Here is a 14,589-nt window from a genome sequence, read left to right on the forward strand (position 1 = left end):
GTATTATGGGCCAAAATGGTTATAAGAAATTAACCCTTAAGGATCGGGAGTGGACTTGTCCAATTTGTCGAATGCCCCATATTCGTGATTGGAATGCGGCCGTGAACATCTTAGAAAAAGGATTAGGCAATTGGCAGAATCCTAAAATAAAAAAAGCAGCCTAGAAAGGCTGCAGTCCGTTAGCAACTCGCGGACTTAAAAGGCTTTGGTAATTAGACGACCTCTATCGGCAATAGTCAAAAGACTATTGCTGGTAAGTCAAGTCCGTATCTAAGCAAGTTGGTGTTCTGGTTATCGCAAGCTAACGAGCCACTAAGCCCTAGACTTCAGTCTAGGGTAGTTGACCCAGAGTACCTAGAACGATGCTGATTGCAATAGCCCAAGCTAACACGGAGCACTAAACCTTCAGACTATCCAATTATGCATAACTCTCACCTCCGTAGTTTATAAAATGTTGAGGGGTGGTTAGTCATGCTAAAACTACTAAACATTGGCAGTTGCAATCTACCCTTGTCTGTAAAATAGTATATCAAATTTCACTATAAAAACACATGTTCATTTTAAACGTACTTTTTATCTTTTCTTAAATTCTTTTACAATTTCTAACGATTTAGTAAAGATAATTGCATTGTCAAATAATATGCATATAATAAAAATAAAAATTGAAAAAGCAAATAAACTGTTAGGTGAGACTCCTACGTGAACACAAGCTATCGCCCGGAAACATCCAGAGATGCCAACGAGTAAAATAGTTCTTGTCGAGATAAGGCGAGATCCAGATAGCTAGCCTGTGCTTACGTCACGTAGTGTCAAAACTGAACGACGAGAAAAAATCGCTTAGATAAGGAGTTAATACTAATTGGTATTAGCTCCTTTTTAGTTTGTTTGCATGTTTAATCAGAAAGAGGGATTAACATGGCAAAAAACAAGTTGCTGATGAATAAGAAGACGGCCGATACAGAGTTTGTTAAGCAAATCGCGCAACAAACTCCCGAAGAAGCGCTCAAGACGCTGCATAGTTCGCTAGACGGTCTGTCTTCGACGGAAGCTAAAGAGCGTTTGGAGAAGAATGGTCTTAACGAAGTTGCAACCAAGAAGCACAATACGAAGTTGCATTTCTTCATTGAATCATTCTTCACTCCTTTCACAATGGTCCTGTTGCTGCTAGCAACGGTGTCGCTGTTTACCGACTACGTCTTCGTGCCGGCAGATCAAAAGGACTTGAGTACTGTGATCATTATGATTACAATGATCATCATTTCTGGATTAACGTCCTTTATCCAGAATGTGAAAACTAATGACGCAGTTGAAGACCTCTTGAACATGGTGTCCGTGACTACCAATATTCGTCGCAATAAAAAGGACAAAGAAATTTCTACCAAGCAAGTAGTTGTCGGCGATATTATTAATATCCACGCTGGGGACATGGTGCCAGCAGATATTAGATTGCTTCAAACCAAAGACTTGTTCTGTTCCTCAAGTTCTTTGAACGGTGAATCTACACCTGTGGAAAAGATAGCAACCAAGAAGCCTGATCAAAAAGACATGGATCAATATTTGGACTATCCTGATGTAATCTATCAAGGAACAACTATTGTTTCTGGTTCAGGTGTCGGTGTTGTTTTAGCTACCGGTGAACAAACTGTCTTTGGTCGTTTGGCTAAGGATATTTCAAACAACGACGTTAAGGAAACTAACTTTGATGTCGGTATTAAGAACATTTCTAAATTATTGTTAACAATGACTGCCATCATTGCACCTTTAGTTTTGATCATTAACGGTTTGACTAAAGGTAACTGGCTCAACGCTTTGCTGTTCGCCATCGCTACAGCCGTTGGACTTACTCCAGAAATGTTGCCAGTTATTGTTACTAGTAATTTGGTTAAGGGTTCGCTCGAAATGTCCAAGCACGGCACCATCGTTAAGAAGATGAACTCCATCCAAAACTTCGGTGCTGCCGACATTCTTTGTACTGATAAAACCGGTACTTTGACCCAAAACAAGGTTGTATTGGAACGTCACTACAACTTGGATATGAAGGAAAATCCACAAGTCTTGCGGTTGGCTTATTTGAATTCGTACTTCCAAACGGGGATGCACGATTTGATGGACCAAGCCATTATCGATGCCGCTAGCGATGAGCTAGACGTTGAAGAAATTAAACATGACTACACTAAGGTCGATGAAATTCCATTCGACTTCAAGCGTCGTCGCATGAGTGTCGTGGTAAAACGCCACGGCGATGGTCGTATCCTGGTAACCAAGGGTGCTGCCGAAGAAATGCTTGCTTGCTGCAATCGTGTGCAAGTTGGCAATCACATTAGTGATTTAACTGATGAATATAAAGAAAAAGTTTTAAAGCACATTGAAGATTTGAACAAAGATGGTTTGAGAGTTGTTTTGCTTGCTTACCAAAACAATCCTGCTCAAGCAGGCGAATTCAATGTTAGCGATGAAAAGGATTTGATTCTAACCGGATTCTTGGCCTTCCTTGATCCACCTAAGGATGATGTTAAGGATGTACTTAAGCAGCTCAAGCAAGACGGCATCACCGTTAAGATTTTGACTGGTGATAACGCCACCGTAACTAAGAGCGTTGCTTCAAGAGTAGGCTTAAACACCGAGCATGTTTATAGTGAAAAAGACTTCGTTGATAAGGGCGAGGAAGAGATTAAAAAGATGGTTGAAGAATGTAGCCTCTTTGTTAAGCTTTCACCAGAATACAAGGCCAAAATTATTCAAATTTTGAAAGAAAATGGCCACACCGTTGCCTACATGGGTGATGGGATCAACGATACGCCAGCTATGAAGAAGGCCGACGTGGCAATCTCAGTTGATACTGCCGTTGATATTGCTAAAAAGAGTGCCGACATTATCTTGCTCCACAAGAGTTTACGTACTTTGGAACATGGTGTAAGAATTGGGCGTCAGATCTTTGCCAACACGATGAAATATATCAAGATTACCTTGTCATCTAACTTTGGTAATATTTTGTCAATCTTAGTGGCATCATCATTCTTGCCATTCTTGCCAATGCTGCCAATGCAGTTATTGATCTTGGATTTGATCTACGGAACCTCTTGTCTATCAATTCCATTCGATACTGTTGGTGAAAAATATTTGGAAGTACCACGTAAGTGGGAGACAAGAAAGTTGCCTAAGTTCATGTTCTACTTTGGCCCCACTTCTTCAGTCTTCGATATTATTACGTTTGCCTTGCTTTACTTCTGGATTTGTCCAAGCGTTGTCGGAGCAAGTTACATGGCTGCTACTCCAAGTCAAAAGGCAGTCTTTATGGCAATCTTCTGGAGTGGTTGGTTCATCGAATCACTTTGGACACAAGAAATGGTTATTCAAGCATTGCGTGATCCAGCCGTTCCATTTATCCAACAACATTCTTCACCAGTTGTCATGCTCGCTACGATTGGTGCAGGCTTGATCGGTACCGCAATGCCTTACATCCCAAGCTTGGCCAAGGTAATGAAATTCGGTCCAATCCCAGAATTCTACGTTTTGGTAGTGTTAGTACTTTTGATTTTGTACATTGCACTTACTACTTTGGTAAAGCACTGGTACATGAAGAAAGAGGAGTTCTTAATTTAGATATTCATAGGATAATTACATTCGTTTAGAAAAGAAAAGGTCACGTTCCTAATCAACAATGCCATTGAGTTAAGACATTGTTAGAAAAGGAGTGGCCTTTTTTGATTTGTAGTAAATATTTTTTTACTTTTGGTAAAGGAGATTATAAAAAAGTAAAATAATTATTGAAAGCTTATAAAAGAGATGGTATTCTTATATCAATTTAATTTAATATTAATATTTTCTCATCAGAGAAGGGGGAATGATGTATGAGCAATTATAGCTGGCCAAAAGGTCACAACAAGTACTATTATGTTTTCAAGACAAGGGAGGACTTAAATAAGATTGAAACACAAAGACGCGCTAGAGGTGTCTTGAACATGCGAAAGAAATGGGTGGCTACAGCTATTATTGCTTTAGCATCTGGATCGACAGTTTTATTAAGTCAAGCAAATTCTGCTCAGGCTGCAACTGAGAATCCAACAGTATCAAATGTTAAAGTCTCTGTGGTTGAAAATGAAAATGACTCACAGAATTCTAATAATACTAATCAAGAGACTAACCAAGAAGATACTCAAGCTGAGAACGCTGATCAAAATAAGGTTCAAGCTCAAAATGAGCAAAGTGCAGTACAGTCGCAAAAAAATCAAGATACTGCTCAGTCTCAGGATCAACAAACTCAGGTTGTACAAGACAATAAGCAATCAGTACCTGAACCAGCTAATCAAGCTGATCACGTGAAGGGAAATGTGCAATCGGCGTGGAATCAGGGTTATAGAGGTCAAAATACAGTAGTAGCTGTAATTGATTCTGGTGCAGATCCTAGTCATAAAGATTTTCAAACGATGCCATCTGATCCCAAACTAAAAAAGGACGATGTGCAAAAGAAGATTGATCAGCAAGGTTACGGAAAATATGTGAATGAGAAATTTCCATATGTTTATAATTATGCTGATAGAGATAATGATTACATTACCTCTGATGATACAAATCCAAATGATAGTCCTCACGGTCAACACGTATCAGGAATTATTGCAGCAGATGGGCATCCTGATGGAAATAACCAGTATGTAGTCGGGGTTGCTCCAGAAGCTCAATTAATGCAATTGAGAGTTTTCGGTCAATTTTCTGACGAAAAAACTGACGATGTTGCAAGAGCAATTTATGATGCTACTAATTTAGGCGCGGATGTCATTCAGATGTCTTTAGGTCAAGGAGTGGCTGACCAGCAATTGACTAACATTGAACAAAAGGCGGTTCAATATGCTATAGATCACGGAGTTTTTGTTTCAATTTCTGCATCCAACAACGGTAACTCAGCTTCGGTTGATAACCCAAGTAATATTACTGTGAGAGGTTATAATTCAGGCTCTGAAGCTGGAAACTATGAGCCACTTAATTCTGGTACTGTCGCCAATCCTGGGGCCTCGAAGAATGCTTTAACTGTGGCAGCTGAAACTTCAGACACTGGTGCAGATAGCGATATGGCTTACTTCTCATCATGGGGACCTCTGTCAGATTTTAGTTTAAAGCCAGATTTAGCCGCACCAGGTTATCAGGTTGTTTCAACTGTGAATAATAATCAGTATCAAACGATGAGCGGTACCTCAATGGCTGGACCTTTTGCTGCCGGAAGTGCAGCCTTGGTAATTCAGCGTTTGAAGAAAACCAATCCTGAATTAAAAGGTGCCCAACTTGTAGCTGCCACTAAGGCTTTATTGATGAACAGTGCAAAGATTCAAACTCAAAAAGGCTATACTACACCAGTTTCTCCAAGAAGACAGGGAGCAGGACAAATTGATGTTGGTGCCGCTACTGCTAATCCGGTTTATGTAACAACACCAGATGGCACCAGTTCTTTATCTCTACGTCAAGTTGGTGAAAAAACAGCTTTAACTCTTACTTTCCATAATTTAACTGATGAAGCACAAACGTACACTTTTGATGATTTAGGTGGAGGTTATACCGAAAAGCGTGACGAAGATACTGGAGTCTTTTATGATGTTCAACTGGCTGGTGCTCATGTAAATGGCCAAAATAGTTTTACTTTAGCTCCAAAAGAAGTTAAAGATTTTCAATATACTTTGGATTTACAAGGTTTAACTAAGAATCAGCCAGTAGAAGGTTGGCTTCACTTTACTAATGACAAAGATAAATCGACAGTGGTTGTACCATATTTAGCTTACTATGGTGATCTAACTAGTGAAAATGTCTTTGATCAAAATGCTAATGAAGACAAGCCGGATGTTCAAGGTAATCGTTTAGTTAATGAAAATAATTACCCACTTGGCGTAGCTGATCAGGAATCCTTGAAGCAGTTAGTAAATATCGATGGTAATTATGATTGGCAAGAAGTTGCTAAATTGTATGAAAGTGGTAAGGTAGCTTTTTCACCGAATAATGATCACCAAAGTGATCTCATCAAGCCATATGCTTACTTGAAGCAAAATGTAAAAGATCTCAAGGTTGAGATTTTAGATGCAAAAGGTAATGTAGTTCGTGTGGTATCTGACATTCAAGGTGTTGATAAGTCCTATGATGAAAATGGTGTAACTAAAGATGCCAGTCTTTCAGTTTCAATGCGTGATAATCCTGATGCTTTTGAATGGGACGGAAAGGTTTATGATACTAAGACTGGTCAAATGGTAACAGCTCCTGATGGAAAGTATACTTACCGTTTTGTAGCCACTTTATGGAATGAAGGTCCAAATCAAAAGCAAACTGCGGACTTTCCAGTTGAAGTTGATACTAAAGCTCCTAACTTAAGTGTTAAATATGATGCAGCATCTCATACTTTATCAGGTAATTATGAAGATGCAGGTGCTGGATTTACAAATTATTCATATGCAACAGTTAAGGTAAATGATAAGGTCTTTGGCTATAAGTTAAATGATGGTGAGTCTGGTTTTGACAATAATGTCAAAACTAAGGGACACTTTAATTTTGTCCTAAGTCCAGATACCTTAGCTGCATTGAGCGGAAGTTTGAATAAAGTATCTGTTGCATTGAGCGATGTTGCAAACAATACTACTGTTCAAACTGTTGATGTAGCAGGAGTTAAAGATAAACCAGCAGTTTCTGTTTGGAATGCAACTGATGGTTTAGAATTTGATAAAAATTCAGCCGATTATAATAAGGAAAATAATACCTATACTTTGTATGGCTCAGCTAATAAAGACTTTTACTTAAATGGTAAATTAGTTCAGGTTCATGATGGAAAATATGAAGTACCTGTTAAAGCAGACGATACGGAATTAGTATTTTCAAGTGATCAAGCTGGTAAAAATGTTTTGAAATCATTTACTCCATTCACTCCACAAGCATTCTTCAATTGGCAAAATGTTGATGGCTTTGATGGTAACTTTGGTGTAAGTATCTACTCAGTTGAAACTAATGATCCAAAAGATGCAGTTGTCCAAGCAGCTGTACCAAAGGGCAACAATGTTAAAGCTTATGCTCAAGATTACTTTACTGGTGAATTATATGAAGGGAAAGTAGAAAATGGTGTAGCTACTTTCCATGTTCATACTTCAATCAATAAAGGAAAAGATGGTATCTTTAGGCGTGCGCTTTTAACTGGTTGGACTGAAGTTAGCGGTCCAGCTTATAATGATAAACAAGTTACCAGTAAGGATGGTGTAGCTAGTTCAAATCACTTAGGTGTTTACTACACCACCGATAAAGTTGACAGAAAGCTTTACACTAATCGTGATGATTTAGGGGTAGATGTAAAAGATGAAGCAGCTGATGTTAGTGCATTTAGCCCAACTGCATATCCAGGACATGCTTTATCTGATTTAACTACGCGCACTGATCCTAACCCAGCAATCCATTTTGATTATTTAAACGATAACAATACTACTCGTTTTGGTCAAAACGCAGTAACTATGGGTTACTACGATCCTGCAACTAAGAAGTTTACGGTTACCGGTCACGTTGATTCTGATGTCAAATCATTGACTGTATTAGCTGATAGTTCAGATGAAAATGCCCCACAAAATCAAGTTAAACTAGATAAAGATGGTAAATTCAGCTTTACCTTTACCGCAGAAAATGTCGGTCAACGTCCAGTTGCATATATCTACACTGATGAAAACGGACAAAAGGTTCGCGGTACTTTAAATATCATTTTAGATACTGTGGTACCAACTTTAAATGTTGATCAAGTTAATGGAAATGAACTTCATGTTAAGACCAATAACCCTGTCTTTAAACTTGCAGGGGTTGTCAACGATAATTTGGATGGTTACAGACTCTATGTAAATGGAGATAATATCTATCGTGAATTCTTAAATTCAGGCTACAATAAATTGGCCGGCTTGAATACTGATAATGAAGATGTAAATCCATATGGACCACATAATTTTGAAGAAAGTTTCAATTTAAATGATGATAATAATCAACCAACAACTCATGTATTTACTGTTTACGTGGTTGATCAAGTAGGTAATAAGGTTGAAAAGAAGATTACTGTTGATTATGATCCAAATTATGTGGCAGAAGTTCCAAAATCCGATCAAGATAATAACCAAACTACAGTACCTGGAGTAGTTCCAAACAATAATCAATCTGTAGTTTCAGTTTCAGATACTACTTCAACTGTTTTAGATAAAAATGGAGAAAAGAAGAATGATTTAAGCGATGCTGTCTTAACTACAAAATCATTCCCACTTCTTCACAATGCTTACTTATATGATGAAAACGGTGAAGTTGTTTTAACCAGCAACCCAAACAAGAAGTCAAGTTTGAAGAAAGGACAAACAATTAGCGCCCTTCAAAATGGTCATGTTTATGTCATCAAAGGCGTAAAATTCTATCAAGTTGGTAAGAATCAATATGTAAAAGTTGCCAATACTGTTTTACAAGCCGGTAAGAGATTGCAATTGAAACATAATGCTTTTGTTTATGATGCTGAGGGTAATGTGGTTAAGAAACATGGCAAGAAAGTTGTTCTAAATAAGAACAAGTGGATCTCCGCTTTAAATAATGCTGATAAATTTACGGTTAAAGGAGTCCAATACTATAAACTTGGTGATAATCAATTTGTAAAGGTTGCTAATACTGTTGTTCAACCAGCTAAAAAGCTTAAGTTGACACGTAATGCTTTTGTCTATGATCAAAATGGAAAACGTGTGAAAAATGCTAAACTTTTAAAGAAGGGAACAAATATCTTAGCTTTAAATAATGCTGAAAAGTTTAGATTTAATAATAAGACTTATTATCAAATTGGTAAGAACCAATATGTAAAAGTGGCTAACACACTATAATTTAAGCTTTCGTATAAAGAAGGCATACATTGCCAAATTAATATTTTAAGCTTCTAGATCATTCATTTACGATTTATCGTATTTGAATGATCTTTTTATGCCATGATCTTTTTTAAAAGGTAATCAGTTCTATTTAGATTGGTTAGAACGACTGTCTGATTTAGGATCATTAATTCTGAATTTATGCACCAAGTTTAATAGTTATGAGGTTCTAAATTAAGCACAGAAGTAGTGCAATGTGTAGAGTTATGGACACTTTGACAGATTTGTAGTGGAGTTTGTGGAAAAAGATAAAAAGTAAGAATTAATTTTTTCTTTGAAAAGGATTAAAAAGACCCCTATATTTGAATTAATTTAGTTCGATATAAGGAGGAAAAACTATGGTCGACTTAACAAAACATATGAAAAAAGGCTTGGTTGAACAAAAGCCAGGGCAGATTTTAGCCTTTGCGGCTTACACCAACAAAATTCCCGACATTATCAAATTCACAATTGGTGAGCCTGACTTTAACACACCAGAGCATATTAAAAAAGCGGCCGAAGCCAGCATCGCTAACAACCACTCGCACTATGCGCCATCTAACGGGACTCCAGGTTTGCGCAAGGCGGCAGCCGATTTTTTAGCTGAAAAATATGGACAAAAATACGACCCAAGCGAAATTTTGATCACCAATGGGGTAACGGAGTCGATCTACGACTTTTTGACTGCGGTGCTTAATCCAGGCGACGTTGTTTTGGTGCCAACACCAATTTTTCCGCTTTATATTGGGGATGCCCTATCCATGGGTGCAACGGTTGAACAAATTGGCACTTCTGACGATGACTTCAAATTAACGCCGGATAAATTGCAAGCAGCTTTAGACAAATACGGCGATCGAGTAAAGGCATTGGTGATGAACTATCCAACAAACCCAACGGGCGTTATGTACACGCAAGATGAGCTCGATGCATTAGCTGATGTGGTGCGTGACAAGCCAATCTTTGTTCTTGCCGATGAAATTTACAGCGAACTCAATTATGATCAGCTACATGCTTCGATGGAAAAGACCTTGCATGATCAAGTCGTATTGATGAACGGTGTGTCCAAGGCATGGGCGATGACAGGTTACCGGATCGGTGTGGTGGCTGCACCTAAGCCGATTTTGGATCAAATTGCCAAGATTCATCAAGCGATTACCACGACGGAGCCAACGCCAATGCAGGATGCGGCTGAAGAGGCCCTGGCTGACGGCAAAGACGATGCTTTGCCAATGAAAAAAGAATTCCAGAAGCGTCGCGATGTGCTTTATGATGGTTTAACCAAATTGGGCTTTGAATGCGTCAAGCCAAAGGGTGCCTTCTACATTTTTGCTAAGATTCCGGCAGGGCTTGAACAAGATGATACCAAGTTCATCTATGATTTAGCTGAGAAAGGCCGCGTGGCTGTGGTTGCTGGTTCATTCTTTGCCAAGGGCGGCGAAGGCTATATTCGTTTGTCTTACGCAACTTCGATGGACAACATTAAGGAAGGGTTGAAGCAACTGGAGCAGTACGTTAAGGAAAATAAGGCTTAATTAAATAATTTAGACCGAGTGATGAGCTCGGTCTTTTTTTGTATTAAAAAACAGCTTTGTTATGAGTTGATATTCCTTTTATATGGCGTTTTTTAATTGTTATAAATTTTATAGTAGAAAAATTGCATAAACACTTGAAATTACTATAAATAACAAATATGACAAGAGATTAAACACTAGGTTGTCTTCGAGGGACGCAAAATGAGACAAATGAGAAATATTCAACAACACTTTTCTATTCGTAAGTTAACTATTGGTGCTGCTAGTGTATTAATTGGATTAAGTTTTTTAGGCTTTGGTGCACAAACTGTACGTGCTGATGCCAATGATACTGCAGTGCAAGCTACTTCTGAAAAGGCTGATGCTTCTACTAGTGAAGCAAAGAATGATGTTAAGACAGAAGATGTAAAAGTTGAAACTCCTGTAACAGATGATAAAGCTGCTACTGATCCAACTACAAATGCAGATGTAAAGGAAGAAAAGACTACAGAGCCAGCTGACGAAACATCAGCTGCAGATAAGACTGAAGCTCCTACAGATGCTACCAAGCAAGCCGGCTAAGCCAACTGAACCAGCTAAGAAATACACAAATAAGCCGGTAGCTCCAAAGAAGGGAATTACAACTCTTCAGTTCATGGCGAAACTATTAAAGGTAGAAACAAGGCTAACGGCACTACAAACAACGTAATGCCACATGCTGAAAATACTGCTCGCCCAAAGGGTGTAGCAGCTCCTGATGGTGAAACTTTACCAAATGGCTACACCATTAACACCAAGGGTCAAATCCTCAACGCTAAAGGTCAAGCAGTTGGTTACGTTGATAAGAGTGGTCACATGCACTTGCCACAAACCAGTGAAAAGAGTACCGCTTTCTTAGCATGGCTCGGCCTCGGCATCGCATCCCTCGCCGCAATCATCGGGTTAGCCGCAGATCGCAAAAGAAGATAACTTAACACATTCTTAACTATGATTGTGAATAAAGTTCAAGTATAATATTACATATAAGGGAAAACTAGGATGAGAATTTTTAATACTTTTTTGGTATGCAAAAATTCTGCGAGCTAGTTCCGGAATAGACTAAATAAAGCTCCAGAGATATGCTCTGGGGCTTTTTATTTTTAACGAAACGAGGAAAGGACCTATGCGAAAAGATTTCAAAGAAAACCTTTTAAACATATTGAATGGTGTGAGTTCCGGCGTGGTGATCGCGCTGGTGCCGGGTGCGCTGATTAATGAGCTGATGAAAGGAATGTCCAGCTTCTGGCCAGGTGCGCAAGATATCTTGACGATGACGACATTGATGCAAAACTTGCTGGCTGTGTTTGCCGGTCTGTGTGTGTCATACCTGCTCAAGTTCAACTTGATTCAGTCGGGTTCAGTTGCGGCAGCTGCAATGATTGCCAGTGGTGCGTTTGAAATGAAAAACGGCCACATTATGTTGAACGGATCAGGGGATGTCATCAACATTGCGCTTACGATCTTTATTGCGGCAACGCTGGTTAAGTACTTAACGCCAAAGCTTGGCAGCTACACTGTGCTCTTCCTGCCATTGTCAGTAGCTGTGTTTGCTGGAGGGCTTGGTCAATTTGCACTGCCTTACACCAAGATGATTACGGGCATGATTGGTAGCGTCGTTTCTGTTTTGACTGACTTCCAACCACTTGTGATGGGTATGTTTATGGGTGCGATCTTTGCGGCATTGATCGTTTCTCCGATTTCCTCTGTGGGGATTGCGATGGCGATCGGAATCGAAGGTATTGCGTCAGGTAGTGCCAACCTGGGCATCACCGCCGGTGCGTTTACTTTGGCTATTATGAGTAGCAAGGTTAACGGCTTCGGGACAACGATTGCGCACTTCTTGGGTACGCCTAAGATTCAGATGGCTAATATTTTGAGAAATCCTAAGTTGTTCGTGCCAGTGGTTGTGTCCGCTGGGATTGCCGGCTTGGTTGGTGCGATCTTCAACATCACAGGTACGGCTAACTCTGCTGGCTTCGGTTCAGCAGGATTGATTGGTCCGCTTGCGGCTTATCAAAATATGGCGAGTGGTCCGATTACGATTGTGTTCTTGGTAGCGATTTTTGTGGGGATGCCACTGCTGCTTGGCTACCTCATGCGTTACATTTTTATTCAAAAGTTGGCTTTCGTTAAGGAAGAAGATCTTTTAGTTAAAAATGAATAAAAATAACTCATTGGTGGATTAAAAGTCAATAGTTTGAGACAGAATTCACAAAACTGTAAATTTATGAATTAAAATTGTAATAGTGTGGTAACTACAGTTTAACGTTTTAGGTATAGGATATCTGTAGCGGTCTGAGGGGAGGGTAGCCCTGAAGATCGCGTACCTGATCTAAGCGTTGTTTTTATACAATAATAGGAAAAATGGTATAATAGATTCACAAGCGAGTAAGAGATAAAGATAGCGAGAATATTTCTTATCGATCGCTTGCATAGTGATTTTTCTGAAAAGGAGACCACATAATGAAGAAGAATTTAAGAATTATTAGTGTTGCAGCTGCTGCTTTGTTAGCTGTTGCTCCGGTCGTTTCTACGGCTATTCCAGTTAATGCTGATACTGCTGTAAATGTTGGCTCATCAACAGGTACTGGTGCAAATACTACTAATACAAACACCCAAGCACCTCAAAATAAACCATATTTCACTTATAATAATGAAATTATTGGTGAATCTACTCAAAGTAATCCTTTAGGTAACGTTGTTCGTACTACTGTAAGTTTTAAGAGTGGTGATAAAGTTTCAGATTTAATTAGTAAAATTTCTAAAGCCGTTCAATTCCACAAAGATAACTATGCTGGTGGCGAAAATGTTACTATTAATGAACAAGACTTCATTAATCAATTGAAGAATAATGGTGTAACCACTAAGACCATTAATCCTTCTAAGAAGGGTGAAAAATCTTACGAGGAAATTGATAAGGTACCAAGCACTTCATTTAATATTACTTTAAGTGCAAGTGCTAACAATCAAACTGCTACTATTCAAATTCCTATGGTGCCAGAAGGTGCTTCCGCTCCGGTAGATACCACTCAAAATCCACAAATTAATTGGACTAAGGGCGGTCAAGCACAAAGTGCTAGCTTAAATGGCCAAGTATTTCAAGTTGCTGTTGGTTCAAGCTTCAATCCATTGAGCTTCACTAACAGTAATGGTGATACAATTTCTATTTCAGCACAACAAAGTAAAGATAACTCAACTTACGCAAGTATTGAAGCAACTTCCAACCCGGTTAATACTTCAGAAGCAGGTCGTTACTACAACGTAACTTTAACTGCAACTGGTAACACTGGTAAGAAGACCACTGCAACTTATACTGTTTTGATTACTTCAAGTCAAAAGCAAACTTTATATGCTAATGGTGCAAGTTCAATTCCAACTTACAGCATTTACGGTGGTAATGTTTTGAGTAATTCAACCACATTCAAAGATGGCGACCAAGTTTACGTTTCAGACAAGACTGAAACAATTGGTAATGTTTCATACTCACAAGTTTCAACCAAGTCTAAATCAGATGCTAATGGTAGTAATATGTGGGTAAAAACTTCAGCACTTGTAAAACCGGCTGGTGATACTAACGTTAAGACTTACCCAGTAATGATTGACTCACGTGCTTACGACAAGAACGGTAACTATTTAGGCCACATGTATTACGCATATGACAACATTGATGTCGTTCCAACTGTTGTAACCATCAACGGCAAGACTTACTACAAGGTTGCTAACAAGGATGAATACGTTCGTGTAACCAACATTACTGGTAACAAGCGTACCTTGACCCACAACGCTTACATTTACTGGTCATCATACCGTCGTACCCCAGGTACTGGTAAGATGTACAAAGGCCAAACTGTAACTACTTACGGTCCTGCAATGAGATTCAAGAACGGTAAGAAGTACTACAGAATTGAAGGCTGCAGAAACAACAACAAGCGTTACATCAAGGCAGCTAACTTGAGCGCAGCTCAATAAAATTGATGTAAAAACTGAATAAATAAAAATTGAATAACAACAGAAACCACGCTCCAATTCAGCGTGGTTTTTTGGCTCTTTGTCAAATGGTGTTGATAAAAGTCAATTAAAAATTAAATAATAGGGAAAGGCATTAGGCTGCTAAATAGTAGTCTGATGCTTTTTCTTTAATAATGGCATCCTTTTCTTCTAGCTTGATC

Annotated in this window: 9 protein-coding genes and 1 riboswitch; all 9 genes read left to right on the forward strand. The window is 38.8% G+C overall.

Translation table 11 applies throughout. The features are described from left to right. Window positions 1-164, forward strand: a 164-nt coding sequence (locus BN1206_RS02250) for a zinc ribbon domain-containing protein (protein WP_156172725.1), incomplete at its 5' end; no start/stop codon positions are given. A 507-nt stretch (window positions 165-671) separates the two neighbouring features. Further along, a riboswitch (M-box (ykoK) riboswitch) is annotated at window positions 672-835 on the forward strand. 80 nt (window positions 836-915) lie between these two features. After that, on the forward strand, window positions 916-3,603 hold the full coding sequence (gene mgtA, locus BN1206_RS02255; RefSeq protein WP_052542851.1) for a magnesium-translocating P-type ATPase: 2,688 nt from the start codon (window positions 916-918) through the stop codon (window positions 3,601-3,603). 248 nt (window positions 3,604-3,851) lie between these two features. After that, window positions 3,852-8,849, forward strand: a complete 4,998-nt coding sequence (locus tag BN1206_RS02260) for a S8 family serine peptidase (protein ID WP_052542853.1) — start codon at window positions 3,852-3,854, stop codon at window positions 8,847-8,849. Window positions 8,850-9,229: 380 nt separating this feature from the next. Then, the gene (locus BN1206_RS02265) at window positions 9,230-10,402 is read left to right on the forward strand and encodes an aminotransferase class I/II-fold pyridoxal phosphate-dependent enzyme (protein ID WP_052542861.1); all 1,173 of its coding nucleotides are present in this window, start codon (window positions 9,230-9,232) and stop codon (window positions 10,400-10,402) included. A gap of 201 nt (window positions 10,403-10,603) precedes the next feature. After that, on the forward strand, window positions 10,604-10,963 hold the full coding sequence (locus BN1206_RS02270; protein ID WP_231575950.1) for a YSIRK-type signal peptide-containing protein: 360 nt from the start codon (window positions 10,604-10,606) through the stop codon (window positions 10,961-10,963). Next, on the forward strand, window positions 10,941-11,090 hold the full coding sequence (locus tag BN1206_RS09690) for a hypothetical protein (protein WP_156172726.1): 150 nt from the start codon (window positions 10,941-10,943) through the stop codon (window positions 11,088-11,090). Before BN1206_RS02270 ends, BN1206_RS09690 begins: the two co-directional genes overlap by 23 nt. Then, window positions 11,090-11,350, forward strand: a complete 261-nt coding sequence (locus tag BN1206_RS02275; RefSeq protein ID WP_052542862.1) for an LPXTG cell wall anchor domain-containing protein — start codon at window positions 11,090-11,092, stop codon at window positions 11,348-11,350. Before BN1206_RS09690 ends, BN1206_RS02275 begins: the two co-directional genes overlap by 1 nt. A 193-nt stretch (window positions 11,351-11,543) precedes the next feature. Continuing rightward, window positions 11,544-12,584: a PTS sugar transporter subunit IIC gene (locus tag BN1206_RS02280; RefSeq protein ID WP_052542863.1), complete on the forward strand. Its 1,041-nt coding sequence runs from the start codon at window positions 11,544-11,546 to the stop codon at window positions 12,582-12,584. Between the two features lie 299 nt (window positions 12,585-12,883). Continuing rightward, window positions 12,884-14,389 (forward strand): SLAP domain-containing protein, encoded by a 1,506-nt coding sequence (locus BN1206_RS02285; protein ID WP_013641591.1) that lies wholly within the window; start codon window positions 12,884-12,886, stop codon window positions 14,387-14,389. Window positions 14,390-14,589 lie beyond the last annotated feature (200 nt).

The organism is Lactobacillus sp. OTU4228 (genome assembly GCF_001006945.1).
Classification (GTDB): domain Bacteria; phylum Bacillota; class Bacilli; order Lactobacillales; family Lactobacillaceae; genus Lactobacillus; species Lactobacillus amylovorus.

Bases quoted from the DNA above. Each gene is read 5' to 3' on its own strand.
- BN1206_RS02260 (WP_052542853.1), top strand. From the start codon at position 3,852: ATGAGCAATTATAGCTGGCCAAAAGGTCACAACAAGTACTATTATGTT.
- BN1206_RS02285 (WP_013641591.1), top strand. From the start codon at position 12,884: ATGAAGAAGAATTTAAGAATTATTAGTGTTGCAGCTGCTGCTTTGTTA.
- BN1206_RS02265 (WP_052542861.1), top strand. From the start codon at position 9,230: ATGGTCGACTTAACAAAACATATGAAAAAAGGCTTGGTTGAACAAAAG.
- BN1206_RS09690 (WP_156172726.1), top strand. From the start codon at position 10,941: ATGCTACCAAGCAAGCCGGCTAAGCCAACTGAACCAGCTAAGAAATAC.
- mgtA (WP_052542851.1), top strand. From the start codon at position 916: ATGGCAAAAAACAAGTTGCTGATGAATAAGAAGACGGCCGATACAGAG.
- BN1206_RS02275 (WP_052542862.1), top strand. From the start codon at position 11,090: ATGCCACATGCTGAAAATACTGCTCGCCCAAAGGGTGTAGCAGCTCCT.
- BN1206_RS02280 (WP_052542863.1), top strand. From the start codon at position 11,544: ATGCGAAAAGATTTCAAAGAAAACCTTTTAAACATATTGAATGGTGTG.
- BN1206_RS02270 (WP_231575950.1), top strand. From the start codon at position 10,604: ATGAGACAAATGAGAAATATTCAACAACACTTTTCTATTCGTAAGTTA.